Source organism: Streptacidiphilus sp. MAP5-3 (assembly GCF_041262505.1).
Lineage (GTDB): Bacteria > Actinomycetota > Actinomycetes > Streptomycetales > Streptomycetaceae > Streptacidiphilus.
Genome location: NZ_JBGCCL010000002.1, coordinates 399556 through 424060 on the forward strand (window position 1 = coordinate 399556; position 24505 = coordinate 424060).

Sequence of the window (24505 nt, forward strand, 5' to 3'; positions counted from 1 at the left end):
CCCTCCCGCTGTTCCGTTGCTCCGAGCACGTCCTATGCTCGGCGGTCATGATCTCTTCGCCGACGGACGAGCCGCGGGACCTCGGGCGGGACCTCGGGCGGGACTTCCGGAGGTTGTGGACCGCCTACGCGGTGAGCGCGGCGGGGAGTGCCGTCGGGGCCGGGGCGTTGCCGCTGGTCGCGGTGCTGGCGCTGCACGTGTCGACGTTCCAGGTCTCGCTGCTGGCCGCGTTGTCGGCGCTGGCCGGGGCGGCGATCGCGCTGCCGCTGGGGAGCCGGATCGAGTACCGGACCAAACGGCCCGTCATGATGGCGGCGGACCTGGTCCGCTGTGTCGCGCTGGCGAGCGTGCCGGTGGCGGCCGGGCTCGGAGTCCTGACGTACGCACAGCTCTGCGTGGTCGGCGTGGTCCAGGCGGCTGCGGCGATCGCGTTCGGGGTGGCGGGGACCGCGCATCTGAAGGGGCTGGTGTCGTCCGCCGGTCGGCTCCGCGCCGCGGCGCACTTCGCGACCACGGACTGGATCAGCCAGACGGCCGGCCCGCCGCTGGGCGGCCTGCTGATCGGGGCGTGCGGGGCGACGGTCACCATGGCGGTGGACGCGTTCTCCTTCCTGCTGTCGGCCGTTGGCGTCCGCGCCATCCGACGCCCCGAGCCCGCGCCGCCGACGCGGCCGTCGCAAGCCGAGGGGAAAGCAGCACAGCGTGCTGAGCTGGCCGCCGGATGGCACGCCATCCTCCGGCATCCGGGCCTGCGTCCGCTCTTCTGGAACTCGCTGCTGTTCAGCGGGGCGGTGATGATGAGCAGTCCGCTGCTGGCCGTGCTGATGCTGCGGGACCTGCACTACGCGCCGTGGCAGTACGGGCTGGCGCTGGGCCTGCCGTGCCTGGGCGGGGTGCTGGGGTCGCGGTTCACGACCCGGCTGAGCCGGCGGCTCGGTCCGCACCGGATGCTGCTGCTCTTCGGAGTGGTGCGCGCCCCTTGGCTGTTGTTGCTCGCCTGGGTGCCGGCCGGACCGTTCGGGCTGGCCTTCCTGGTCGTGGTGGACACGGCGCTGCTCTTCGCGGCCGGGGTCTTCAACCCGACGTTCGTCGCCTACCGGATGTCGGCGACGCGGGACGACATGCTGGCGCGCGTCATGACGGCATGGTCCGTCAGCACCAAGGCCGCGCAGCCACTCGCGATCGTCCTCGGCGGCGCGGTCGCCGCGTTCGCCGACATCCGGACGGCTGTCGCCGTGGCGGGCGTGCTCTGCCTGGCCAGCGGTCTGCTGCTGCCCTGGCGACAGGACCAACTCGCCGTGGCAGCAGGAGAGGAGGCGGAGGGGACGCCGCTCAGAGCTGCTCGAAGTGGAACGAGCGGGTGAAGCAGTCGCGCGGCTGGCCGAGGGCGAAGAGCACGCAGTCGGCCACGGAATCGGCCGACAGCGGGCTGTTCGACGAGCGGTCCGAGCGGTCCGACCGGTTCGGGCGGGCGGCGTTCGCGTCGAGTGGGTCGCTGTCGTCGAAGTCCGGCGGATAGAGCGAGATCACCCGGATCCCCTCCGGGCGCAGGCGGGCGGAGAGGACGTCGGCGAGGCCCGCCTGGGCGGCCTTGGCGGCGTAGAAGGCCGGGTGTGCGTCGGACCGGTGGTTGCGGGGTTCGGCCGCCGAGGAGACCAGGTTGACCACGTCCGCACCGGCCGCCGACTTCCGTAGCAGCGGCAGGAAGTGTTTGGTCGTCAGCACCGTGCCCGTGGCCCCGGACGCGACGGTGTCCGCGATCGCCGCGTCGTCGGCGTCCCAGAGGTCGGGGCCGTGCAGGTAGCGCGCGGCGTTGTTGACCAGGACGTCGACGTGGTCGGTCTGGGTGCTTACCCGCTCGGCGAAGGCCGGGATCGTCTCCGGCCGGGACAGATCGCAGGCGGAGGCGTGGATCTCCGTGCCGCTGTCGGCGCGGACCTCGTCCGCGACGCGCTCGGCGGACTCCAGACTGCGCGCCGAGATGAACAGCCTGGCTCCCAACCTGCCCATCCGCAGCGCCAGTCCGCGTCCGAAGCCGCGTCCGGCACCGGTGATCACCACGGTCCGCCCGGTGAGCCCCACGTCCATCCCCCCGCCTTTCGACTGCGACCAGCGGAGCCTACGCCGACCGGACCGGCTCCGCCGTCTCGACTCCGGCCGCGGCGGGAGCGTTCGAGCGGGCGATGAGGCGGGTGGAGGCAGCGTCCGCCGCGCGGCGCGCCCGGATCCCGACCGCGCTCAGCACCGCGCTGATCGCGAGTGCCACGACGGCGGTGGCGAGCGCGGTCTGCAGCCCGGCGCGGAAGTGCGGTGAGGAGGCCTGACCGACCAGCAGTCCCATCACCGCGACACCGATCAGACCGCCCACCTGCCGCGAGGCGTTGAGCACGCCCGAGGCGATGCCCGCGTGGGCGGGGTCGACCGAGGTCAGCATGGCGTTGGTCATCGCCGGGACCACGAGGCCGGTCCCGAACCCGGCGACCAGGAACTGCGCGAGCATCGCAGGGTAGGAGTGTCCGCCGACCGCGGGGAGCGTGAGCAGGTAGCCCGCGGCGGCGAGCACACTGCCGACGACCAGGACGGTGCGCGTGCCGTAACGCTTCGTCAGCGGGCCGGAGGAGAGGTTGGCGGCCATGATCGCCGCCGTCATCGGCAGGAACGCCAGCCCGGCACGGATCGGCGAGAAGCCCCACACCTGCTGGAAGAAGAGGCTGAGCACAAAGATCAGGCCGTAGAAGGAGAAGTTGATCAGCACCCCGATCAACGACGTGGTCCCGAAGACCCGGTGACGGAACAGCTGCAGCGGGAGCATCGGGTCCGCGCTGCGCCGCTCGACGCCGAGGAAGCCGACGAGCGCGAGCACGAAGACCGCCAGGCAGGTCAGCACGAGCGGGGAGCTCCACCCCTGGGCGTTCGCCTCGACCACGGCACCGGTCAGCGCGCCCAGACCGACGGCGGCGAGGACCTGACCGGGCAGGTCGAGCCCGCGCGCGGACCGCGTCGCCGCGGCGTCACGCGGTGCGGCAGCGCGCGCGTACCGGGCAGTGATCACCACGCCGATCGCGGCGACCGGGAGGTTGACGTAGAAGATCGAGCGCCAACCGGCGGTGGCCACCAGCACTCCGCCGACGACCGGACCGAGCGCCAGGGCGAGACCACCGGCCGCCGCCCACAGGCTGACGGCGCGGGTACGCCGGGCCGGGTCGGGGAAGTTGGTGTTCACGATCGAGAGGGACGAGGGCACGATCATGGCCGCGCCGACGCCCTGCACAATGCGCGCGGTGATCAGAGCGACCAGGTCCGGAGCCGCGCCGCAGGCGAGCGAGGCGAGCGCGAAGACCACGAACCCCCAGACGAAGATCCGCTTGGGGTCGAACCGGTCGCCCATGGCACCCGCCGTGAGCAGGAAGCCCGCGAAGGTGAGGGTGTACCCGTTGACCACCCATTCGAGACCGGACAGGCTGCCGCCGAAGTCGGCGGAGAGCGCCTTGATGGCGACGTTGACGACGCTGACGTCGAGGATGATCACGACGGCGCCCAGGCAGGCCGCGAAGAGCGTCAGGCCCGGACGGGTGCGGACGGCGTGGGGCGTGCGGACGGCGGGGTGGTGCGGCATTGCTCTTCCTTCCGTGCCGCGCGTGGCGGCGTGGGGAGGCAAAGGACAGGGACCGGACGGCGGTCGTGTGGTGAGCTGCCCCCGAGGTAGAGTGTTCGTCGTAGTGCGAACACCCATAGTGTTAGCAGAGCGTCGAACACTTTGCAATCCACTCCTGCCGCGTCGGACGAAGAAGAGAGAAGGGGCAACTGCCATGGCACAGACGGAGGATCGCGTCGCCGGTGCGCGTCACCGGGCTGCGCCCGTTCATGCGGACCTGGTCGAAGTGAGCCTGGAGACTGCGCTCCTCGCGCTCGCCGACCCGATCCGGCGCACCCTCGTGCGCACCCTGGCGGGCGTGCCTGACTGGGAACGCGCCTGCGGCAGCTTCGATGTGCCGGTCACCAAGGCCACGCTGAGCCGGCACTTCCAGGTCCTGCGCGAGTCGGGTCTGCTGGAGCAGCGCGACGCAGGCGCGAAGCGGTTCAACCGGCTGCGCCGCGAGGAGTTCGATGCACGGTTCCCCGGGCTGCTGGCGCTGGTCATGGCGGAGTAGTCGGCGTGGGTTCCGGGTGCTTGACGGGGCCACTGGGCGCATTGTTGGATGAGTGACCAATACTGGCGCCCGTCCATAGGCCCGCCTGGCCCGCCTGATGTCCGCCTGAGATTCTCTGCGCCGAGGAGCATCGCGATCATGACCGCCCCCACGGTTTTCCGTTCCCCCGCCAGCGCTCCCGGCCAGCGCGGCCTGCTCCTCGGTCGCGCCTTCCCGGACCGGATCAGGCGCACCGCCGATTTCTACGACGAGCTGTTCCGGGCCACCGGCGCCGGGGCGCAGGACGTCGCCAGCGCGGCGGCAGCCGCCTTCGGGCACATTGCCGCGCTCGCGCCGGAGTTGGCCGAGGAGATCGACGGCATCGCCCGAGGGGCGGAACTGCCGCTGCACCGCGTCGCCGCACTCAACGCCCGCACCGAGATCCTCGGCCGCTTCGGGCGCCAGCACCCGGAGTGCTCGACCGTCGTCCACGTCCCCGCCGACGGGCGCCCGCCGGTCACCCTGCAGACCTGGGACTGGCACGACGGCATGCGCGACGGCTGGTTCGTCTGGCACATCGAGCACCCGGACGGGCGGGTCGTGAAGACCGTCACCGAGTACGGCATCGTCGGCAAGATCGGCGTCAACGCGGCCGGACCGGCTCCACGACAGGCGTTGGGCCTGCACTTCAACATCCTCGGCCACGCCTCGGACGCCGCCGCGTCCCTTTCGGACCGCGCCTGGCTGCCGGTCCACGTCCTGGCCCGGCACGTGCTCGACCGCTGCACGGACGTCGACACCGCCGTGGAGCTGGCCACCACGACGCCCGTCGCCGCGTCGAGTTCGCTCACGCTGGCCGGTTTCGCCGTCGGCCGTGCCCGCGCGACCACCGTCGAACTCAGCCCGGCCGGACCGGCGTTGCTGCAGCCCGAGGCGGACGGCTACCTGCTGCGCACCAACCACTTCGTCGATGCGCGGCTCTCGACGGGCGAGGCGATGGCCACCGAGGACCCCGACACCCTCAACCGCCTGGCCGCCCTCCGCACCGGCACCGCGGGCCGCCCGAAGCCGGACCGGTCCGAGCTACTGGACGCGCTGACCTTCCACCTGGACGAGGGCGCCGCCCTCTGCTGCCACGCCGCGCCGGACGCGCCGCTCGGCCAGCGGTGGGAGTCGCTGGCGACGGTCTCGCTCGACCTCCCGGACGGCCGACTCGCCGTCCACGCGGGCGGTCCGTGCACGGCAGGTGAGAGCGCGTGGACGGTGGTCTGACATCAGCTGACGTCAGGTCAGGATGGGTCACGACGGGCCCGGCGCGCGGCAGTACGCCGCCGGAGTCGTGCCCGTTTCGCGGCGGCATGCGCCGCAGTCGGCGATCGCCTTCAACACCAGCGGCGGCGACAGCATGGAGGCCGCCGCCCGCTGGCTGTCCCGACGAGGCGCGTCGGGCTACGACTGGCCCACCGCTTCAGGTTCGCGTCGTGCCGGTTCCGACTGTTGCGGCGTCGTGGCCGCTGCCCGGGGCGAGGTGCGGATCACGAGCGCGGCGACCACGATGGCACCCACCACGAGGCCCGCGCCGACCCGGAAGGCGAGCTGGTAGCCGTCAGTGAGGGCGGAGTCCGGCGAGGTGCCGTGGCCCAGCAGCGTCTCGGTGCGCGAGGCGGCCAGGGTGCTCAGGACCGCGAGGCCGAGGGAACTGCCGACCTGCTGCATAGTGTTGAACATGCCCGATGCCAGGCCCGAGTCCCCGGCCGTCGCGCCCGACATGGCGAGTCCGGCGAGCGCCGGCATGGCCAGGCCGAAGCCGATGCCGAGCGGCACCGTCGCCGGGAAGACGTCGGTGAGGTACGCGCCGTGGACGGAGACCTGGCCCAGGATCGCGAGCCCGCCCGCGATCAGCGCCAGCGCGACGAGCAGCACCGAGCGCCCGCCCCACCGGCCGATCAGGCGCGGCGCGACCAGCAGCGACATGCCCCCGATCAGCAGCGACACGGGAAGTACGCCGAGGCCGGTCCGCACCTCGTCGAACCCGAGCACCTTCTGCATGTAGAGCACGGCCAGGAACGAGAAGCTGAACATGCCCGCGACCATCAGGGTGTGCGAGCCGAGCGCACCCATGACGTTGCGGTACCGGAACATGCGCGGCGGCAGCAGCGGATCGGCGGCCTTCGCCTGCCGGAGGGCGAACGTCGCCAGCAGGACGGCGGTCACCAGGCCCAAGCCGCCGGTGCGGAGGGAGAGGAAGCCGTGGCCCGCCGTGCCGACGATGGTGTACACGGCCAGCATCAGTGCGGCGGTGATCAGCACCGCGCCGACCGCGTCGGTGCTCCTGCTGCCGTCCCGGATCGTGCCGCCGTCGGCCTGCAACCTGCGGGCGGCGAGCACCACGGCCACCGCGCCGATCGGCACGTTGACGAAGAAGATCCAGTGCCAGCTGACCGCCTGCGTCAGCACGCCGCCCAGCAGCAGGCCCAGCGTGCCTCCGGCGGACTGCACGAAGCTGTAGACGCCGATCGCCTTCGCCTGTTCCCTCGGCTCGGGGAACAGCGTCACCACCATCGCGAGCGTGACCGACGACGTCACCGCGCCGCCCGCGCCCTGGAGGAAGCGTGCGGCCAGCAGCACGGTCTGGTCCTGTGCCAGCCCGCACGCCAGGGACGCGACCGTGAAGACGACCAGGCCCACGACGAAGACCCGCTTGCGGCCGAGCAGATCGCCCAGCCGTCCGGCGAGGAGGAGCAGGCCGCCGAACGGGATCAGGTACGCGTTGACGACCCAGGCCAGGCTGGACGGGGAGAAACCGAGGCTCTGCTGGATGGTCGGCAGCGCGACGTTCACGATGGTGCCGTCGAGGATCACCATCAGCTGGCCGACGCAGAGGATCGCCAGGGCGAGCGAACGGGACGCGTTGCGGGTGGGCGGCGACGAGTACGGGGCCGGGAGCGGCTGGGCAGGCATGAACGGGCCTCTCATGGGTAACCTTTTGTTACTGAGACCATCTTGTGTAACCATCGCCCGAGGCGGAAGGAGGCACTTTTATGTCACGCAGTCACATTTCTGTGACCGACCCGGTCACGGAGGAGAACCCGGCCTGCCCGGTTGCGGAGGTGCTGGACCGGGTCGCCGGCAAGTGGGCCATCGGGATCCTGGTCGCCGCGGCGAAGGGACCGGTGCGCTTCACCGAGTTGGAGCGCAGTATCGAGGGCATCAGCCGCCGGATGCTCACCCTCAACCTGCGCAAGCTCGAACGCGAGGGCCTGCTGGAGCGCACGGTCTATCCGACGGTCCCGCCCAAGGTCGAGTACGCCTGCACGCCGATGGCGATGGAACTGCACGAGACGCTGATGACGCTGGTCGACTGGGCCAAGCGGCACAGCACCGACATCGTCCGCGCCCACGAGGCCTACGACGCCGCGCAGGCGGCCGAGGTGGCCTGACGACGCGGGTTTCTCAGCCCGCAGCCCTCGGTGCGAGCAGCGCGCTGAGGGCTGCGGTGCCGTCGAGCAGGGCCTTGGAGCGGGCGTTGACCGTCGCGTCCCTGGCGCCGAGGGCGGTGGCGAGGTCCGACGTCCGACGGCCGCGCCGGAGCTCCGGCATCAGCGCCCGCAGCGGCTCGATCCGGTAACCGGCCAGGCGGAGTTGGTGGACGATGCGGGCGTCCCGCACCTGGGCCGGGGTGTAGTGGCGGGTGGCGCGGGCCGGATCGCGGTGGGGGTCGCGGTCGGGCACGACGAGGCCCTCCGCGTCCCAGTGGCGCAGGGTCGACGGGCGCACGCCCAGCGCCGCGGCGAGTTCGGAGACGCTCATCGCGTCGAACGCGCGGACGTCCGCGATCGGCTCGTCGGAGATCGCCGCGACGGCCTCCTGTGCCTGGCGCAGGTCGCGTCGCTCCACGTCCAGTCGGGCGTGCGCGGCGTCGAGCAGGACGAGCACCTCCGGCGAAGCGGGGTAGGCGTGAGCGGCCCGGACGATGCGCCGGGCCTCGGTCGGGCCCGTGCCTGCGGCCAGGGTGCGGTAGGCGAGAGCAGAGCGGACGTGGACCTCCGCGTAGACGCGGAAGCCCGCCGCGGTGCGGGTCGTGGGCGGGAGCACGCCGTCGCGTTCGAGGTTGCGGATCTGCTGGACCGAGCAGCCGGCGCGGCGTGCGACGTCGACGGTGCGCAGGGGCGACGATTTGAGACCTGTCACCCGAACTCCCTTGCTCTCCACCACGTGGCCGGCAGAAGTCTCCACGAGGACATGAATGCCACGCTGGAGTACATGACCATGGAAGAGATCCTAAGTTTTATCGACGGCCTCGGCGACGTCCTCACCGTCAGGCCCGTGCCCGGCGACGGTTCCCCTGAGATCAGCTGGGGGGACGCGTTCTGCTACCTCGCCCCCGACGGCGTCAACCCGACGGAGCCGCAGCCCTTCGCGACGATCGTGACCAAGGACTACCCGGGCGACGCGTCCTCCCGGCTGGACCGGCCGGACGCGTTCCGCGTCAACGTCGCCTCCGGGCGGGACGCGTTCGTCCGGTGGACCGGGCACGCACCGCGCGAAGCGGGCCTCGACGGCGAGGGTGACGCCGGTGCCGACGACACGGTGTTCGCCCACCCCGTCTACGGCACGCTCGGCTGGCTGGCCGTGGTGAACCCTGGCCCGCGCACCGACGGAGCCATCCGCGAGCTGCTCAGCGAGGCCCACCGCCTGGCCCGCGCACGGCACGAGCGGCGCGCGGAGACCGGCTGACGGGACGGCCGACCGACCGAGCGGCCGACCGAGCGGCCGGAGCGTTCACCCGCCGAACCCGTCGGCGTCCGTGGTGTACGGGTGGACCGGGCGGTCGGCGTCGAACGGGGTGAACCAGGCGTCGATGGAGGACGGAGCGAAATCGGGCGAGGTGGCGGCCGGGCCCTCGTCCAGCGCGTCCGTGGCGGGCGGGGCGTAGAGCCACTCGTGGTCGAGGGTCTCGTACACGCTCGCCTGGAACGCGAGCAGGGACTTGCGGACGCCCGGGTCCAGCAGGCCGTGCAGGTCGAGGGTGGCCTCGGTGGCCTCCAACAGCAGGCGCAGCAGCAGTTCCTCGGCGACGCAGCTCGGTCGCCCGAAGTCGGGTCGGCAGAGCCGGTCGGTGAGCGTGACGGCGGTGACCAGCAGCTTGCGGGCGAAGCGCGGCGTGTACAGATGGGCGAACTGTGGTGGCAGTCCTTCGAGTTGCAGCAGACCGTCCTCGCACTCGGCCGCATTGGGGCCGTCGCCGAGGGTCTCGATGTCGGCGAAGAGTTCGTCGATGAGGATGTCGATGCTGTAGACGAGCGCCCCTGCGGCGAGCGCGGCGTCCTCGGCCGCGGCGCGGTCGCGCTTGTGCGCTGCGTCGGCGGCTTTGGCCGCGTTGGCCGCTTTGGCCGCGTTGGCTGGATCGGCTGCGTCGGTTGCGTCGGGTTCGTCGAGGCCGGGGTGGGGAAGCCCGAAGGACTCCGGGCCCACGCCCGCGAGCCGCGGTGCGAGCGCGCGGAAGGCGCGCTGCAGTCTGCGGCGGTCCTCGCCGATCGGCGGCTCGGAGCCGGTCGGGGCACTGCCCGGTGCGGCCTCGATCGTCGGGCGGACGGCGACGGAGCGGGAGGTCGCGGGCCCGTCCACCGGTGTGTCCGGGGTGTCGGCGGCCTGCAGGCTCTCCTCGGCGGAGTCGAGGTGCAGCTCGACCTCGCACCGGTCCACGGTCCACTCCGACAGCAGCTCGCTGTGCTGGAGGATCTCGCCGATGACCGCCTCCACCGCCGCCTCGGCGTCCTCCAGGGTCGGCGCGTCGACGAAGACCTTCAGCAGCGCGCCGTCGGGATGGACGCCGATGAAGTGGTCAGTGATCTCGACGACCTGACCGTCCTCGTCCTCGATGCTCTCGATCGCGTCCAGCCCCTCGCGCAGCAGGTGGACGACGCCGGCCCGCTGCAGCGGGTCGAGCCCGGGGGACTCCTCGGGGCGTCGGGTGTCGACAGTGACCGCGTAGCTCATACCTCCAGCCTGCCCCACCCCACCGACACCGCACACACGGCAACGCCGGGCAGGATCAGCAAGCGTGCGGAGTGGGATCGCGGCAGGTCAGGCCGGGGCGTGCGCGGGCCTGCCGATCCGCAGCTGATCCGGTCCCCGGACGGCGCTTGTCCGCCGCTCGTCCGCCCACAGGCGAACGCCTGGCCGGGCGCTGCTGCCCGCCGGTAGCGTGCACGCATGGCGGAGATCGAGATCGACGGCGCTCGGCTGGCCTACGATGACACGGGCGCGCCCCCGGGGTCGGGCCCGGACGCGCCGACGGTGGTGCTCGCGCACGGCGGGACCTCGGACCGGCGGATGTGGGACCGTCAAGTGCCGGTTCTGGCCGCGCGGTTCCGCGTCGTCCGCTACGACTGGCTCGGCTACGGGACGTCCGGCGACGTCGCCGGCGACCACGCGCGGCACGAGCAACTGCTGGCGCTGCTGGACGCGCTCGGCGTCGGGCGGGTGGTGCTGGTCGGCAACTCGGACGGCGGCAAGCTCTCGCTGGACGCGGCACTGTGCGCGCCGGAGCGAGTGGCGGGGCTGGTGCTGGTCGGGTCGGGGCTCTCCGGCCATGTGTGGCCGCCGGAGTTCCTGCGCCTGTACGAGGAGCGCATCCACGACCTCGTCGGCGCCGAGCGGCTGCGGGAGTACGCCTCCGGCACGGCGCGGGTGATCGACCCGGCCGACCTCTCCCGCTACGTCGAGGCCACGGTCGAGCTCCTCGTCGCCGGACCGGCGCGGACCAGGCACGACCTTGCCCCGGAGGTGTGGTCGCTCGCCGTCCGGATGTTCCGCCGCGTCATCGAGCGCGAGTGGGCTCAAGCCGCGGCCTTGGCCTCAGCCCCGGCCTCGGCGCAGGCCTCAGCTCCGGCCTCCTCGGCGCAGGGCGGCCCGCGCAGTGCAGGCACGGCCCGCGATCTCGACCCGGGCGCGGAGTCACGGCTGGCGGAGGTCTCCGTCCCGACCCTCGTCGTCCACGGCACCGAGGACGTGCCGGCGATCATCGCCGTCTCCGAGCAGCTCGCCCTCGGGATCCCCGGCGCGCGCCACGTCGTCATGCCCGCGACCGGCCACGTGCCGCCGCTGGAACGCCCGGAGGAGTTCAACCAGGTCCTGGCCGAGTTCCTCGACTCCCGCTTCGGGAAGTCCGTCAAATCGCGCTGAATACCCGCCGCTTGGCTGCCACCCCGCCCCGGGTTGACGCGCGTCCACAGGGGCATTCCCGCAGCCGGAAAGCATTGCCGGGATGTCCGCACGGAATTGCTGTGCCCTGACAGGCGGTCAACTGCCGCAATACGGACGTTTCATGATCGATCATCCCCCTACCTGCACATCTGTGGCGGAGTCAGATCCCCCGTTTGTGCAGAGCCGGAGGCTTTCGCACGCCTGAAAGATTTCCTTGGTGTGGCTGAAACAAAAATGGTGAAGACTCACTCCGGTCACGCGGGTATCCGATCGGGCACCCTGCGTGTAATGATCCTGCCAAGATGAACGGCAAGGGGTGAGGCCTGTCGAACCGTAGACCCGCCACACCCTGGTGCCACAAAAGGGAAGGTTGGGCCGCGTATGCGCAAGATACGTCAGTTGACACTCACCACAGCGATGGTGGCTCTGACGATGGCTGTCGCGGCGGGTTGCTCGGGAGGCGGAGGCTCCGGATCCGGGGCCATCGGCAACGGTGGGGCCGGCAGCAAGAAGCCCGTCAAGGCCGGTGGGACGGTGACCATCGCCGAGGTCGGCGCGACGCCGAACTTCGTCTTCCCACTCGAGCCTGTGACCAACACCGACGGCTGGAATGTCAACCTCACCCAGCCGCTGTGGCCCGCTCTCGTCTACGCCGGCGACGGCAGCCAGTCCGTGGTCAATCCGGACGAGAGTCTGTTCAGCAACATCACCTGGGCCAACGGCGACAAGCAGCTCACGATCGACCTCAAGCACTGGAACTGGTCCGACGGGCAGCCGATCACCAGCCGCGACTTCACTTTCGTCTACAACCTGATCAAGGCGAACGCCTCCAACTGGAGCAACTACGTCCAGGGCCTCTTCCCGGACGACGTGGCCGGCGTCTCGACGCCGGACGCCAACACGGTCGTGATCAACCTGACCCGGTCGTACAACCCCACGTTCTACGAGGACGACGTGCTCAGCAACATCCCGTTGCTGCCGCAGCACGCCTGGGACAAGTCCTCCGACGCGGGGCCGGTCGGCAACCTGGACGAGACCAGCGCCGGGGCCAAGGCCGTCTACGCGTACCTGCAGAAGGAAGGCGGCGACATGGCCACCTTCGCCACCAACCCGCTGTGGCAGGTGGTCGACGGGCCGTGGAAGCTGTCGGAGTTCCGCACGGACGGCTACTACAGCTACGTCCCCAACAAGCAGTACTCCGGGCCGGACAAGCCCGTCCTGGCCAAGGTCGTGGACACCCCGTTCACCACCGACACAGCCGAGCTCAACGCGCTGCGCGCCGGTGACACCCTCGACATCGGACAGCTGCCGCTGAACGACGTCAAGCAGGCCTCCGCGCTGGAGCAGAACGGGTACTCGGTCGCCAACATCCCGGTCCCCGGCGTCGCGATGATCCAGCCGAACTTCTACAACGCCCAGGTGGGGCCGGAGATCCAACAGCTCTACGTCCGGCAGGCGCTGGAGTACCTGATCAACCGGCAGCAGATCGTCTCCAAGGTCTACTCCGGGTACGCCGACCCCGGCAACGGCCCAGTGCCGCTGACCGCGACCGGCCCGTGGGCCTCGCCGCTGGAGAAGTCCGGCGGGCCGTACCCGTACTCGCCGTCCAAGGCCACCGCCCTGCTCCAGGCGCACGGATGGAAGGTCGTGCCCAACGGCACCACCACCTGCCAGAGCCCCGGCACCGGCGCGAACCAGTGCGGCGCGGGCATCACGGCGGGGGAGGGGCTGACCTTCCAACTCGCCTACTCCTCCGGCCAGGCGTCCATGGACGAGCAGAACGCCGCCATCAAGTCCTCCGAGGCGCAGGCCGGCATCACCATCAACCTGCACTCCGAGCCCTTCAACTCGCTGATCGCCACCGTGGGTGCGTGCAGTGCGTCGTCCCACCCGGCCGCCACCTGCGGCTGGCAGCTGGCGGACTTCGGCTACGACCCGTACCCGCTCTACCCGGCCGGCGACGGCTTCTTCAACAGCACCGGCAGCAACAACCAGGGCGGCTACGCCGACCCGAAGATGGACCAGCTGATCAACGCGACCGAGTACGGCTCGGGGACCTCCGCCTTCTTCGCCTACGAGGACTACGCGGCCCAGCAGTTGCCCTGGCTGTGGCTGCCGAACCAGAACGGCCTGCTGGTCTACCGGAGCAACCTCCAGGGCGTCACGCCGCTGAACCCGTTCTCCGGCGGACTCAACCCGGAAATGTGGGGCTTCACCTCGTGAGTGCCTCATGACCGCCTACCTCGTCCGCCGGATCGGGCAGGCGATCACCGTGGTGATCGGGGTGATGGTGCTCACCTTCATCCTGGTCCACCTGGAGCCCGGCAGCGCGGCCCGCGCCACCCTCGGGACGCGGGCCACCGCCAGCCGGATCGCCATCTTCGACAACGTCAACGGCCTCAACCAGCCGTTGGTCGAGCAGTTCTGGACGTACGTCAAGCAGGTGTGCCAGGGCAACTTCGGCACGTCCTACTCCCTGCAGCAGCCGGTGTCGACGCTGATCGCGCAGCGGCTGCCCAAGGACGCCGTACTGCTTGGCCTCTCCACGGTGCTGGCCCTGGCCATCGCCGTGCCGCTCGGGATCTACCAGGCGGTGCGGCGCAACGGAGTCGGCGACAACATCGCCACCGTGGCGGCCTTCGTCCTCTACTCGATGCCCGACTTCTTCTTCGCGCTGCTGCTGATCGCGGTGTTCTCGGTGCAGTTGCACCTGCTGCCGCCGCTGGCTCCCCGCGCCACCACGGTGGCCGGGATCCTGGCCGACCCACGGGCGTTGGTCCTGCCCGTGGTGACGCTGACGCTGGTCAGCGTCTCCGGCTACAGCCGCTACATGCGGTCCTCGGCGATCGACGCCCTGGCCCAGGAGTACCTCCGGGTGGTCCGGGCCAAGGGCCTGCCGGAGCGGCTGGTGCTGATGCGGCACGTGCTGCGCAACTCGATCCTGCCGATCGTCACGATCGTCGGGCTCTCCGCGCCCAGCATCGTCGCGGGCGCGGTGATTGCCGAGGAGGTCTTCAACTACCCGGGCATGGGGCTGCTCTTCTTCCAGGCAGCCACCAGCCACGACTACCCGATCCTGCTGGGCTCGACGCTGGTCGTCGGCATCGCCACGGTCGTCGGGAACCTGGCCGCCGACACCGCCTACAGCCTCCTCGACCCCCGGATTCGCTATGTCAGTACATGAGCCGGTGCATGAACCCGCAGTCGATGCGGAGCGGGACCGCGAGGCGGCGACTGCTCCCGGCCCCGCCGGGCCAGGCGGGCCGGGCGCCGTGCCGGAGGCGGGCGAGCTCGCCGAGCGGCGCGGGTCCGGGCGGTTGGTCGTCTCGGCGCTCGCGCACAACAAGATGGCGATCGCCGGGCTCTGCCTGGTGGCGCTGATGGTCCTGTTCTGCTTCGTCGGCCCGCTGCTCTACCCCACCAATCAGGTGACCGTGCGTCTCGACCTGTCCGAGTTGCCGCCCAGCGGGGCGCATCCGCTCGGCACCGACGCCTCCGGCTACGACGTGCTGGGCCGGTTGATGGAGGGCGGGCGGTCCTCGCTGGAGCTGGGGTTCGCCGTCGCCGTTGCCACGACCGTCATCGGCACGCTCTACGGGGCGTTCGCGGGATTCATCGGCGGGGTGGTCGACGCGCTGATGATGCGCGTCATCGACACCTTCCTGGCCATCCCCGGCCTGGTGCTGCTGCTGATCCTGGTCAGCATGTTCACCCCGAACCTGCTGATGATCATCGTGCTGCTGTCGCTGCTCTCCTGGCTCGGCGTGGCGCGGTTGGTCAGAGGCGAGGTACTGAGCCTGCGCACCCGCGAGTTCGTCCAGGCGGCCCGGATGATGGGCGGAAGCCGACGCCGCATCGTCCTGCGCCACCTGGTGCCGAACGCCATCGGCGTGGTCCTGGTCAGCGGGACCTTCACCATCGCGGACGCGATCCTGGCGATGTCCACACTGAGCTTCCTCGGGCTCGGCATCCCGCCGCCCCACGCGGACTGGGGCACCATGCTCTCCGACGGTCTCAACTACCTCTTCGACGGCTACTGGTGGCTGGTCTACCCGCCGGCGGTGATCCTGATCGTCACGGTCGTGGCGTTCAACCTGATCGGCGACGCCATCCACGACTCACTGGACGCGCGACTCCAGCGGCCGTAGTGGTCTAACGGAGCGACGGGCGGGCCGAGGCGTACGCGCCTCGGCCCGCCCGTGCGTTTCCGGGCGCTTCCGTGCGTTCTGTCAGTCCCTCCGTGTTGACTGGGCCGAAGACGAAGGGAACCCCCCGTGGACATCCTGCTGATCGCCGGCCTGTGGCTCGACGGAACCGCCTGGAAGGACGTGACGCCCGAACTCGAACGCCTCGGCCACCGCCCCGTCCCGCTGACCCTGCCGGGACAGGGCGACGGTAACGCGTCCGCCACGCTGGACGACCAACTCGCCGCGGTCCTCGCCGCCGTGGACGCCGCACCGGGCCCGGTGACGGTGGTCGGCCACTCCGCCGCGAGCACCCTGGCCTGGCTGGCCGCCGACGCCCGCCCGGAACGGGTCGTCAGGGCCGTCCTGATCGGCGGCTTCCCGGGCGCGGACGGCCGCGCGTACGCCGACTTCTTCCCGATCGCGGACGGGGCGATGCCGTTCCCCGGCTGGGAGCCCTTCGCGGGCCCCGACAGCGTCGACCTGGACGAGTCTATGCTCCGTCAGCTCGAAGCCGCCGCGATACCCGTCCCCGAGGGTGTCGCACGGGGCGTCGTCCGGCTGACGGACGAGCGCCGGTTCGACATCCCGGTGACGGTGGTCTGCCCTGAGTTCTCCCCGACGGAGGCCCAGGGCTGGATCGGCGCCGGACAGATCCCGGAACTCGCCCGCGCCAAACTCGTCGAGTTCGTCGACATCGCCTCCGGCCACTGGCCGATGGTCACGAAGCCGACCGAACTCGCCCGGCTCCTTGAGGCGGCTACAGCGGACCGCCGGTTGTGAAAACGCGTGGCGGTGCCGGTCGGTGACGGCCCAGGATGCGTCCCATGGTCACCATCCGCACCGCCACCACGGACGACGTCACGACCCTTGCGGCACTCAACGCCATCGTCCACGACCTGCACGCCCGCGCGCGCCCTGACGTCTTCGTCACCGCTCCGGCCACTGACGAGCTCGAAGCCCTCCTGGCCGGTCAGTTGGCCGAGCTGGGGGTGACCTTCCTGCTCGCCGAGGCGTCCGACGGCCGCGCCGTCGGCTATGCCATGGCCCGGGTCGTCGAGCGACCGGCCAGCGCCTTGGTCGTGCGGGAGACGGTCGTCTCGCTCCAGCAGATCGCGGTGGATCCGGCCGCTGCACGCAGCGGGGTGGGCTCCGCGCTGCTGGAGCACGTCCGCGTGCTGGGGCGCGCTGCGGGCTGCCGCCGCCTGGTCACCCAGGTCTGGGACCTCAACGAGGGCGCCTTCGCCTTCTACCGGGCCGCGGGACTCAAACCGGTCACCCGGACGCTGGAACAGGGCCTCTGACCCCGTGCCTGGTTCTGTGACCCAACTGTGCGGCAACAAAAGAATCTTGACGTTCCGTCAGTAACGCTCCGAACGAGGACTCCTGTCCGGCTGTCCCGTGCCACCGTCAGGTGCGTGTACGTCCCAGCAGGTCAGGCTTGATGCTGTCCCGATATTCCGTCATTCCGCCGCACTCCCTGGTGGGACGGGAAGTGGGCCGAGCACGCTCGGCCCGAGCAGTTCCCAGGGGCCCATGGGAACTGCGTCCGAGTTGTTCGACCAGGAGGGGAAAGATCGCGATGAGGTCACGCAGCTTGAAGGCGTTCGCCGTCATGGCGGCGGTCGCGGCCATCGGTACGGCAGGGGTGAGCACGGCGGACGCCGCGTCCCAGGCCGCGCCGCGCGCCGTGACGCAGGCCGCCCCGTTCGCCGCGCAGGTCCGCGAGGCGGGGCTGAACACCACGCAGGCCGCCGCCCTGCAGAGCAAGGTCGACCAGATCCTGCACCAGTACAGCGGTGCCAAGCAGGTCGCGGCGAACGAGTTGGCGCTGCCGCACGGCGCGTCCGTGCTGCTCCCGCTGCCCGGCCAGAAGTACGCGCGGGTGCTCCCCGGCGCGGTCAACCTCGGCTTCGCGCCCGCAACCGGCGCCACCAGTGGCGTGCGACCCGCCAACACCGGGAGCGGCACGCCCAACACGGGGGTCTGGTTCTTCACGCTGAACGGAGTGCGGCAGCCGGGGCCCGGCTGCGGCTACGAATACTTCTGCATGTGGCAGGGGCAGACCGGCGCGGGCGAGCAGTTCAACGTGAGCACCTGCAACGAGGACCAGGAGCTGCCGGGCTCCGGCTGGAACTCCGACGGCTCCTGGATCAACAACCAGACCGCCGGCACCGATGCCTTCCTGCTCAATTCGAGCAAGAGCGTGATCTACACGACGCCGCCGCCGGTGTTCTGGAACTCCGACTACAACTGGGCGCCCGTCTGGTACGCGGACGCCTGCAACCACTGATCCGGTCGATCGCCGAGCACCGCTGACGCACAGGGCCGAGCTGCCCCACCCGCTCGGCCTTGTGCCGTGTGCGCCAGGAGAACGGGGGCAAGCTGGGTGGGTGTGGTGACGCGTGTGCCGGGGAAAGGCAGGAGGGACATGACAACCGGCGCCGCGCGCGGTCACGAGCTGTGGCGTGGCGTCCTGACGTTCTGGGGGTAGGTCGGATGGACCGCAGGCACTGGCTCTCGTTCGCGGCGGCAGCGGCGCTCGTTCTTGGTACGACCGGCGCGGCCACGGCCGCGAGCGGATCCGGCGGCGGCACGCAGAGCCTCGCCCCGGCCGCACACCACGCCGTCCACCACGCGGCCGTGGCCGCCACCGCCGCGGACCCGTGCGGCTACACCGCGGCGGTGCCCGCGGACCGTTTCAAGGGCATCCCGGTCTTCGACGCGACAAAGGCCGCCCAGCCGTACTCGGCGCAGCTGCGCACCAGCCAGGGCGTGATCACCTTTCAGGCACTGACCAGTCAGGCCCCCTGCACCACCTACTCGTTCCGCTTCCTGGCCGAGCGAGACTACTACGACCGCACCCACTGCCATCGGCTCACCACCAAGGGCATCTACGTGCTCCAGTGCGGCGACCCGACCGGGACCGGCTCGGGCGGGCCGGGCTACTCCTTCAACGACGAGAACCTGACCGGCGCGACCTACCCGGCCGGCACGGTGGCGATGGCCAACGCTGGGCCGAACACCAACGGCAGCCAGTTCTTCTTCGTCTGGAAGGACACCAAGCTCTCGCCCGCCTACACCCCGTTCGGCAAGGTCACCGGCGGCATGGACGTGCTGCTCAAGATCGCCGCCGCGGGAGAGGACGACCAGAACGGTCCGGGCGACGGCTTCCCGACCCTCCCGGTCGACATCCACGGCGTCCGGATCCTGCACGGCTGAGCGCTGCCCGGCGTTCGGTCCGAGCACTGAGACGGCCTGGTCTCCGCACCGAAAGGGCGGGGATCAGGCCGTAGCATCGGGCCTCATGCACATGGGAGTGATCGGCCACGAAGACCTGTCCGACGTCACGGAGATGCTGGTCCGCGGCGAGCTGTGGCGCATCGTCACGGGTTGCCCGAGCCACGACCTCGTCGGCGTGACGCCGCTGCGCCCGGGCCCGGAGACCTGGTTCGCCCAGTCCGTGGTGGACCACGGCGGCGGGCTGGAGATCCTCGGCACGACCGCGCACGCGCTGCGCGAGGAGGCCCGTGCCGTGCACCATCTCGGCTCCGGGATGGCGCTGGTGCCGACGCTGCTCGGCATGGTGGAGGAACTGGTCGCCGTCTGGGACGGCCGACCCGGCACGGAGGTCGCCGACGCGGTCGCGGAGGCGGAGCGCCTCGGCCTCTACGTCCACCGCGTCTGGCCGGAGGGTTCCGCGCGACGGTAAAACGCGGACGCACAACCGCCCGCCGTGGCACGGTGGTTCCCGTACTGATCATGAAGCCGGCATGCGGGAGCGGAAGATGACGAAGGTTTGGCTGGTCACCGGGGCGAGCAGCGGGTTCGGCCGGGCGATCACCGAGGCGGTCGTGGCGGGCGGTGACCTCGTGGTCGCCGCCGCGCGTCGCACCGAACTGCTCGACGACCTGGTCGCCGCGCATCCGGGCCAGGTCGAGGCGCTTCGACTCGACGTCACCGACACGGCGGGTGCCCAGGCCGCCGTCGACAGCCTGGTCGCGAAGCACGGGCGGATCGACGTCCTGGTCAACAACGCCGGACGCGGTCTCGTGGGCGCGGTCGAGGAGACCACGGACGCCGAACTGCGCGAGCTGATGGACCTGCACTTCTTCGGCCCGGTCGCGCTCACCCGCGCCGCGCTGCCGCACATGCGCCGCCAGGGCTCGGGCGCGATCGTGCAGATGACCAGCATGGGCGGACGCTTCGCCTTCGCCGGGGTGGGCGCGTACTGCGGCACCAAGTTCGCCCTGGAGGGGTTGTCCGAGTCGCTGGCCGCAGAGGTCGCGCCGCACGGGATCCGGGTGCTGATCGTCGAGCCGGGAGCGTTCCGCACCGGCTTCGCCGGGTCCGGCGCGCTCTACCAGTCCGAGGCCATGGACGCGTACCAGGACACCGTCGGCCCGGTCCGCGCCGGGCTGCCGGGCGGCGCGGGCCAGGAGGCGGGCGACCCGGCCAAGGCCGCGGCGGCGATCCTGACCGCCCTGGGCGCCCCCGAGCCGCCGCTGCGCCTGCTGCTCGGCAACGACGCGGCCGACGCGATCAGCGGCAGTCTGGACCGTGACCGCGCCGAGTTCCGCGCCTGGGAGAAGCTGACCCGCTCCACGGACTTCGACAGCTGAGCCGACCGCCGTCCCACAGGAACCGCGAAGACTTCTTTGCAAAGAACTGTTTGCAAAGAAGTCTTCGCGGTCTACCGTATGCGGTATGGCTGAGACAGCAGCGGGCGGCTCCAAGCCCCCGAAAGGTGAACTGACGTCAGTTGTCCTTGATGCCAAGGGACTTCGGGCACTGGCGCATCCGGTGCGGGTGCAGGTGGTCGGGCTGCTGCGCAAGCACGGCCCGTCCACGCCCACCCGCCTCGCGGAGCGGCTGGGCGTCAACTCCGGGACAGCCAGCTACCACCTGCGCCAACTCGGCGCGGCGGGGTTCGTCGAGGAGGTCCCGGAGCTCGGCAACGCGCGCGAGCGCTGGTGGCGCGCGGTCCACCAGTCCACGGAGTTCAACGACCCGGCCCTCGCCGACCGCGAGCCCGAGGCGACGCAGGCGTACCTCCAGTCCGTCGCCGCGGCACACACTCTCCGCACCCAGCAGACGCTGAACGACGTGCCGACCATGCCCCGCGAGTGGCGCAACACCATCGATCTGAGCAGTTGGCCCCTGCGCCTGACGCCGGACGAAGCCGCCGCTCTGGGCCGGGAGTTGGAGGCGGTCCTCGGTCGCTACCGAAAGGACGCGCCGGAGGCGGCGGCGGACGCCCCCGAGGGCGCCAGGCGGGTCACCGCGATCTTCCACGTTCTGCCCGAACTGGACGCCGACGGAGGTGCGGAGTGAACACCGAGATATCCGGCCGTTCCCGCAGACGGTCGTTACGACCACTCGTCGGCGTGCTGACGGCCATCGCCGTCTCGCAGACCGGCACCCGCGTCTCGGCCGTGGCGCTGCCCTGGTTCGTCCTGGTCACGACCGGCAGCGCGACACAGACGGGGCTGGTGGCCTTCTGCGAGCTGACGCCCTATGTGGTGGTCAAGGCGCTCACCGGGCCGCTGGTGGACCGCACCGGCCCGCGCGCCGTCTCGTGGACCACGGACCTCGTCAGCGCGATCGCCGCCGGTGCGATCCCCCTGCTGCACAGCCTGCACCTGCTCTCCTTCGCGCTGCTGCTGGCGCTGGTCGCAGTGGTCGGCGCCGCGCGTGGGCCGGGAGACCTGGCCAAGGAGGTCATGGTCCCGGAGGCGGCCGACCTCGCCGAGATCCCGCTGGAGCGGGCCACCGGGCTGACCGGGACGACCGAACGGCTCGCCTCCACCATCGGCCCGGCGGCGGGCGGCGCGCTGGTGGCGCTGCTCGGGCCGCTGACGGGCATCGTCGTCAACGCGTGCTCCTTCGCCCTCGGCTCGGTCATCATCGGCCTGGCACTGCCGCGCGGCGTCGGACAGTCAGTTGATGCCAGGTCAGATGACGCCGGGGAGGCCGGAGAAGTGGAGTCCGGCTACTGGCAGCGCTTCGCCGAGGGCTTCACCTTCCTGCGTGGCCAGCCGCTGCTGCTCTCCGTCATCGTGATGGTGGCGTGCACCAACCTGCTGGACCAGGGGCTCTCGTCCGTCCTGATCCCCTTCTGGGCCCGGCAGTCCGGCGGCGGGCCGACCGCGATCGGCCTGATGAGCAGCGCGGGCGGCGCGGCGGCCGTCGCGGGCAGCCTGGTCGCCGCGGCGCTGGCGCACCGGCTGCCGCGACGGCTGGTCTTCTTCGCCGGATTCCTGGTGGCCGGGGCCCCACGCTTCCTGATCCTGGCCTCCGGCGCGCCGTTGGGCGCGGTGCTGGCGGTCTTCGCGGTCGCGGGGCTCGGCGCGGGCTTCATCAACCCGGTCATCGGAGCCGTCCTCCTCGAACGCGTCCCGCGCCGGATGCTGGGCCGCGTCAGCGCCCTCGGCGATTCCCTGGCCTGGGCCGGGATCCCGCTCGGCGGCCTCCTCGCCGGAGCCGCCGTGGTAGCCGCCGGCCTCGTCCCGGTGCTGCTCGTCGGCGGCAGTGCCTACTTCCTCACCACCAACCTCGCCGGGCTACGCCCGGAGTGGCGCGAGATGAAGCGACCGGACGCGAGGCCTCGTCCCCGCGCCGGCTCACTTCGTCCTTCTCGGCCTTCCTGACCGCTCGCGTCGCGCGGCCTGTTCGTCCCGACATCGGCTACGACGAGCGCGTCCCCGCCAAGGCGGCCCAGGCTCCCGGCGCGAAGCCGTCGCCTTCGCCCGCGCGGCGCACCTCGACCGCGCCGGGGCCGGCGAAGTGGGCGGGGACGAGCAACTCCCGTTCGTCGGCGGCCCGTGCCAGGACGCGGCGGCGGCTCGCCGCCGACTGCACCGGATCCAGGCAGAGGCAGCTGCTGCACCCGGGTGCGACGATCTGCACCGGATTGTGCACGAGGTCGCCGACGAAGACCGCCCGCTCCCCGGCGGAGGCCAGCCGCAGCACGGCGGAGCCGGGCGTGTGGCCGGGAGCGGCCTCCAGGGTGAGTCGCCCGTCGATCCGGTGGCTGCCCTCCCACAGGTCGACCTGCCCAGCCCGGTGCACCGGCGCGAGGCTGTCCTCGTACATGAGCCGGTCGTCCGGGCGGCGACCGCCCGCGTATCCGTTCGCCGGCCCGAAGTAGGCGTCGTCTGCGGCCGGTACGAGATAGCGGGCGTTGGGGAACGTGGGCACCCAGCCGTGCTCCGTCGCCGTGGTGTTCCACCCGACGTGGTCACCGTGGACGTGGGTGTTGACCACCACGTCCACCTCCTCCGGGCGGATGCCGGCCTGGGCCAGCAGCCCTGGGAAGTCGCCCTGCCAGTTGTCGAACATCGGGGAACCGGGCCGCTCCCTGCCGTTGCCGATCCCGGTGTCCACGACCACGGTCATCCCTTCGCTGCGCAGCACCCAGGTCTGAATCGCGACCATCGCCCGCCCTGTCTCCGGCTCGACGTGCTCGGGCGCCAGCCAGTGCGCCTGAGCCGCCCACAACTCCTGTGTCGCCCCCGGCACCAGATCGGCGGTGGGAACGAAGGCGCCCGTCCACTCGACGAGCCGCAGCACTTCGACGTCTCCGACCTGGAAGACCTGCACATTGTCCGCTGTCATGCCGTCAACCCTAGGGAGACCACACGAGCTTCTCGATACGTCAGCTGCTCCTTCGCATACGCATGCGTCTCACCACTGAGGTCTTCTGAGGCTACCCTGGTCATCATGGACGTGGTGAGCGACGCCATCGCGGCGGTACGTGTCGGGAATCCGGAGACGACCAGGGTCAGCGTCACCGGCACCTGGTGCACCAGGATCGAGGGGTACCAGGGCGCGGGCTTCCATGTCGTCCTCAGGGGCAGCTGCTGGCTGCTCCCCGACAGTGGGGACGCCCCGGTGTCCCTCGGGCCGGGCGACGCGGTACTGCTCCCGCACGGCACCGGGCACATCCTCGCCGACTCTCCCACCGACGAGCGGACGGTGCGTCAAGCTGTGCCGCTGGAACGTTGGTTCGCCTCGGGCGAGCCCTTCCCTGGGACCGTCCCAGACCCCGGGGACACGGTGCAGTTGCTGTGCGGCAAGTACCGGCTGGACCGCAGTCGCAAGCATCCGCTGCTGGCCGAACTGCCCGCAGTCGTCCATCTGCCCAGCCGGGTCGGCGGAAACCAGGAACTTCGCGCCGCCATCGACCTGCTGGGCCGGGAGCTGGAGCTGCGCGGGCCCGGGTCCTGCATCGCCGTGCAGAGCCTGCTCGACCTGCTGCTCGTCTACATGATCCGCTCCTGGATGAGCGACGGCGCGGTCGGCGCGTGGCCGGGCGTCCTGAGCGACCCGGTGGCCGCCGCCGCGTTGCGCGCCCTGCACACGGATCCGGCGGCGACCTGGACCAACGACTCGCTGGCCGTGGCGTCGGGCGTCTCCCGCGCGACCCTGGCCCGCCGCTTCACCACCCTGGTCGGCCGACCGCCCATGGCCTACCTCGGCTGGTGGCGACTGACCCTCGCTGCCCGCATGCTGCGCGACACGCAGGACCCCCTCGCCACCATCGCCCGCCGGGTCGGCTACGGCAGTCCCTACGCCTTCTCCCACGCTTTCAGACGCGAGTTCGGCACCACGCCGGGCCGCCACCGTGAGACGGCAGACGGCGTCGGTGATCCGGCGGTGTAGCCGTCGCGTCTGACGGCCGGTCGGGAGCCGCATCCGGACGCCTGGTGCGCCGCCCGGCGTCAGCCGGAGACGCTGCCGTACGACCCGGTGATCGCCCTCCGGGGCGGCTACCCCGACGGCGGCTGAGGTCCGCCCGTGGGAGGCGTGGCGTTGACAACCGTAGTCGGATGACTACGGAATGCTGCTTGCGCGGTCACAGTTGTGCAGGTTAAGCATGGTGTGTGCTACGCCGCCGCGCGCCTTCCACGCACCGTGACCGCGGTGCGTCGTCGGAGCGGGAGCACGAGCCCCGGAAGAAACGCGGACCGCGCGGACCGC

The 24505-nt window shown here is 71.3% G+C and carries 24 protein-coding genes; 18 read left to right on the top strand and 6 right to left on the bottom strand.

Annotated features, from left to right (window positions below; genetic code table 11):
* Nucleotides 1-47: 47 nt before the first annotated feature.
* Nucleotides 48-1364 carry an MFS transporter gene (locus ABH928_RS05555; RefSeq protein WP_370062616.1) on the top strand — a complete coding sequence of 439 codons (1317 nt, stop codon included), beginning with the start codon at nt 48-50 and terminating at the stop codon, nt 1362-1364.
* Here ABH928_RS05555 and ABH928_RS05560 read toward each other — a convergent pair.
* The gene (locus ABH928_RS05560; RefSeq protein ID WP_370062618.1) at nt 1333-2088 is read right to left on the bottom strand and encodes an SDR family oxidoreductase; all 756 of its coding nucleotides are present in this window, start codon (nt 2086-2088) and stop codon (nt 1333-1335) included. The genes ABH928_RS05555 and ABH928_RS05560 overlap by 32 nt on opposite strands.
* 31 nt (nt 2089-2119) lie before the next feature.
* Nucleotides 2120-3616 (bottom strand): MFS transporter, encoded by a 1497-nt coding sequence (locus tag ABH928_RS05565; RefSeq protein ID WP_370062620.1) that lies wholly within the window; start codon nt 3614-3616, stop codon nt 2120-2122.
* Between the two features lie 193 nt (nt 3617-3809).
* Here ABH928_RS05565 and ABH928_RS05570 point away from each other — a divergent pair, with 193 nt between their 5' ends.
* A complete protein-coding gene (locus ABH928_RS05570) occupies nt 3810-4151 on the top strand; it encodes an ArsR/SmtB family transcription factor (RefSeq protein ID WP_370062622.1) in 342 nt (113 codons plus the stop codon).
* A 138-nt stretch (nt 4152-4289) separates the two neighbouring features.
* The gene (locus tag ABH928_RS05575) at nt 4290-5402 is read left to right on the top strand and encodes a C45 family autoproteolytic acyltransferase/hydolase (protein ID WP_370062624.1); all 1113 of its coding nucleotides are present in this window, start codon (nt 4290-4292) and stop codon (nt 5400-5402) included.
* Between the two features lie 177 nt (nt 5403-5579).
* Here the strand turns inward: ABH928_RS05575 and ABH928_RS05580 are convergent, their stop codons facing one another.
* Complete coding sequence (locus ABH928_RS05580) at nt 5580-7091, bottom strand: MFS transporter (RefSeq protein ID WP_370062626.1); 1512 nt, start codon at nt 7089-7091, stop codon at nt 5580-5582.
* A gap of 80 nt (nt 7092-7171) precedes the next feature.
* Between ABH928_RS05580 and ABH928_RS05585 the strand changes: the two genes are divergently transcribed.
* Entirely contained in the window at nt 7172-7570 is a 399-nt protein-coding gene (locus ABH928_RS05585; protein ID WP_370062628.1) for a winged helix-turn-helix transcriptional regulator, read from the top strand.
* A gap of 13 nt (nt 7571-7583) precedes the next feature.
* Here ABH928_RS05585 and ABH928_RS05590 read toward each other — a convergent pair whose 3' ends face one another.
* Complete coding sequence (locus ABH928_RS05590) at nt 7584-8321, bottom strand: MerR family transcriptional regulator (RefSeq protein WP_370062630.1); 738 nt, start codon at nt 8319-8321, stop codon at nt 7584-7586.
* Between the two features lie 78 nt (nt 8322-8399).
* On the opposite strand from ABH928_RS05590, the gene ABH928_RS05595 reads away from it, so the two are divergent.
* Nucleotides 8400-8867, top strand: a complete 468-nt coding sequence (locus tag ABH928_RS05595; RefSeq protein WP_370062632.1) for a DUF6194 family protein — start codon at nt 8400-8402, stop codon at nt 8865-8867.
* Nucleotides 8868-8912: 45 nt separating this feature from the next.
* On the opposite strand, the gene ABH928_RS05600 is transcribed toward ABH928_RS05595, so the two are convergent.
* A complete protein-coding gene (locus ABH928_RS05600) occupies nt 8913-10130 on the bottom strand; it encodes a hypothetical protein (protein WP_370062634.1) in 1218 nt (405 codons plus the stop codon).
* A gap of 216 nt (nt 10131-10346) precedes the next feature.
* On the opposite strand from ABH928_RS05600, the gene ABH928_RS05605 reads away from it, so the two are divergent.
* The 12 genes from ABH928_RS05605 (at nt 10347) to ABH928_RS05660 (ending at nt 22173) form a co-directional block, all read left to right on the top strand.
* Entirely contained in the window at nt 10347-11318 is a 972-nt protein-coding gene (locus ABH928_RS05605) for an alpha/beta fold hydrolase (protein ID WP_370062636.1), read from the top strand.
* A gap of 402 nt (nt 11319-11720) precedes the next feature.
* Nucleotides 11721-13562 carry an ABC transporter substrate-binding protein gene (locus ABH928_RS05610; RefSeq protein WP_370062638.1) on the top strand — a complete coding sequence of 614 codons (1842 nt, stop codon included), beginning with the start codon at nt 11721-11723 and terminating at the stop codon, nt 13560-13562.
* A 7-nt stretch (nt 13563-13569) separates the two neighbouring features.
* Nucleotides 13570-14523, top strand: coding sequence for an ABC transporter permease (locus ABH928_RS05615; RefSeq protein ID WP_370062640.1), 954 nt, complete (start codon nt 13570-13572; stop codon nt 14521-14523).
* 4 nt (nt 14524-14527) lie between these two features.
* Nucleotides 14528-15487, top strand: a complete 960-nt coding sequence (locus tag ABH928_RS05620; RefSeq protein WP_370062642.1) for an ABC transporter permease — start codon at nt 14528-14530, stop codon at nt 15485-15487.
* A gap of 126 nt (nt 15488-15613) precedes the next feature.
* Nucleotides 15614-16306 (top strand): alpha/beta fold hydrolase, encoded by a 693-nt coding sequence (locus tag ABH928_RS05625; RefSeq protein ID WP_370062644.1) that lies wholly within the window; start codon nt 15614-15616, stop codon nt 16304-16306.
* A gap of 44 nt (nt 16307-16350) precedes the next feature.
* Nucleotides 16351-16827: an N-acetyltransferase family protein gene (locus ABH928_RS05630; RefSeq protein WP_370062646.1), complete on the top strand. Its 477-nt coding sequence runs from the start codon at nt 16351-16353 to the stop codon at nt 16825-16827.
* Between the two features lie 278 nt (nt 16828-17105).
* A complete protein-coding gene (locus ABH928_RS05635; RefSeq protein ID WP_370062648.1) occupies nt 17106-17816 on the top strand; it encodes a hypothetical protein in 711 nt (236 codons plus the stop codon).
* A 206-nt stretch (nt 17817-18022) separates the two neighbouring features.
* Nucleotides 18023-18745, top strand: a complete 723-nt coding sequence (locus ABH928_RS05640; RefSeq protein ID WP_370062650.1) for a peptidylprolyl isomerase — start codon at nt 18023-18025, stop codon at nt 18743-18745.
* Between the two features lie 85 nt (nt 18746-18830).
* Nucleotides 18831-19235, top strand: a complete 405-nt coding sequence (locus tag ABH928_RS05645; protein ID WP_370062652.1) for a hypothetical protein — start codon at nt 18831-18833, stop codon at nt 19233-19235.
* A gap of 76 nt (nt 19236-19311) precedes the next feature.
* Nucleotides 19312-20145, top strand: a complete 834-nt coding sequence (locus tag ABH928_RS05650) for an oxidoreductase (RefSeq protein WP_370062654.1) — start codon at nt 19312-19314, stop codon at nt 20143-20145.
* Between the two features lie 85 nt (nt 20146-20230).
* Entirely contained in the window at nt 20231-20857 is a 627-nt protein-coding gene (locus ABH928_RS05655; RefSeq protein ID WP_370062656.1) for an ArsR/SmtB family transcription factor, read from the top strand.
* A gap of 53 nt (nt 20858-20910) precedes the next feature.
* A complete protein-coding gene (locus ABH928_RS05660; RefSeq protein WP_370062658.1) occupies nt 20911-22173 on the top strand; it encodes an MFS transporter in 1263 nt (420 codons plus the stop codon).
* A gap of 37 nt (nt 22174-22210) precedes the next feature.
* Here ABH928_RS05660 and ABH928_RS05665 read toward each other — a convergent pair whose 3' ends face one another.
* Nucleotides 22211-23140: an MBL fold metallo-hydrolase gene (locus ABH928_RS05665; protein ID WP_370062660.1), complete on the bottom strand. Its 930-nt coding sequence runs from the start codon at nt 23138-23140 to the stop codon at nt 22211-22213.
* Nucleotides 23141-23245: 105 nt separating this feature from the next.
* Between ABH928_RS05665 and ABH928_RS05670 the strand changes: the two genes are divergently transcribed.
* A complete protein-coding gene (locus tag ABH928_RS05670) occupies nt 23246-24187 on the top strand; it encodes an AraC family transcriptional regulator (protein ID WP_370062662.1) in 942 nt (313 codons plus the stop codon).
* Nucleotides 24188-24505 lie beyond the last annotated feature (318 nt).

Bases quoted from the DNA above. Each gene is read 5' to 3' on its own strand.
- ABH928_RS05555 (WP_370062616.1), top strand. From the start codon at position 48: ATGATCTCTTCGCCGACGGACGAGCCGCGGGACCTCGGGCGGGACCTC.
- ABH928_RS05560 (WP_370062618.1), bottom strand. From the start codon at position 2,088: ATGGACGTGGGGCTCACCGGGCGGACCGTGGTGATCACCGGTGCCGGA.
- ABH928_RS05565 (WP_370062620.1), bottom strand. From the start codon at position 3,616: ATGCCGCACCACCCCGCCGTCCGCACGCCCCACGCCGTCCGCACCCGT.
- ABH928_RS05570 (WP_370062622.1), top strand. From the start codon at position 3,810: ATGGCACAGACGGAGGATCGCGTCGCCGGTGCGCGTCACCGGGCTGCG.
- ABH928_RS05575 (WP_370062624.1), top strand. From the start codon at position 4,290: ATGACCGCCCCCACGGTTTTCCGTTCCCCCGCCAGCGCTCCCGGCCAG.
- ABH928_RS05580 (WP_370062626.1), bottom strand. From the start codon at position 7,091: ATGCCTGCCCAGCCGCTCCCGGCCCCGTACTCGTCGCCGCCCACCCGC.
- ABH928_RS05585 (WP_370062628.1), top strand. From the start codon at position 7,172: ATGTCACGCAGTCACATTTCTGTGACCGACCCGGTCACGGAGGAGAAC.
- ABH928_RS05595 (WP_370062632.1), top strand. From the start codon at position 8,400: ATGGAAGAGATCCTAAGTTTTATCGACGGCCTCGGCGACGTCCTCACC.
- ABH928_RS05600 (WP_370062634.1), bottom strand. From the start codon at position 10,130: ATGAGCTACGCGGTCACTGTCGACACCCGACGCCCCGAGGAGTCCCCC.
- ABH928_RS05605 (WP_370062636.1), top strand. From the start codon at position 10,347: ATGGCGGAGATCGAGATCGACGGCGCTCGGCTGGCCTACGATGACACG.
- ABH928_RS05610 (WP_370062638.1), top strand. From the start codon at position 11,721: ATGCGCAAGATACGTCAGTTGACACTCACCACAGCGATGGTGGCTCTG.
- ABH928_RS05615 (WP_370062640.1), top strand. From the start codon at position 13,570: ATGACCGCCTACCTCGTCCGCCGGATCGGGCAGGCGATCACCGTGGTG.
- ABH928_RS05630 (WP_370062646.1), top strand. From the start codon at position 16,351: ATGGTCACCATCCGCACCGCCACCACGGACGACGTCACGACCCTTGCG.
- ABH928_RS05635 (WP_370062648.1), top strand. From the start codon at position 17,106: ATGAGGTCACGCAGCTTGAAGGCGTTCGCCGTCATGGCGGCGGTCGCG.
- ABH928_RS05640 (WP_370062650.1), top strand. From the start codon at position 18,023: ATGGACCGCAGGCACTGGCTCTCGTTCGCGGCGGCAGCGGCGCTCGTT.
- ABH928_RS05645 (WP_370062652.1), top strand. From the start codon at position 18,831: ATGCACATGGGAGTGATCGGCCACGAAGACCTGTCCGACGTCACGGAG.
- ABH928_RS05650 (WP_370062654.1), top strand. From the start codon at position 19,312: ATGACGAAGGTTTGGCTGGTCACCGGGGCGAGCAGCGGGTTCGGCCGG.
- ABH928_RS05655 (WP_370062656.1), top strand. From the start codon at position 20,231: ATGGCTGAGACAGCAGCGGGCGGCTCCAAGCCCCCGAAAGGTGAACTG.
- ABH928_RS05665 (WP_370062660.1), bottom strand. From the start codon at position 23,140: ATGACAGCGGACAATGTGCAGGTCTTCCAGGTCGGAGACGTCGAAGTG.
- ABH928_RS05670 (WP_370062662.1), top strand. From the start codon at position 23,246: ATGGACGTGGTGAGCGACGCCATCGCGGCGGTACGTGTCGGGAATCCG.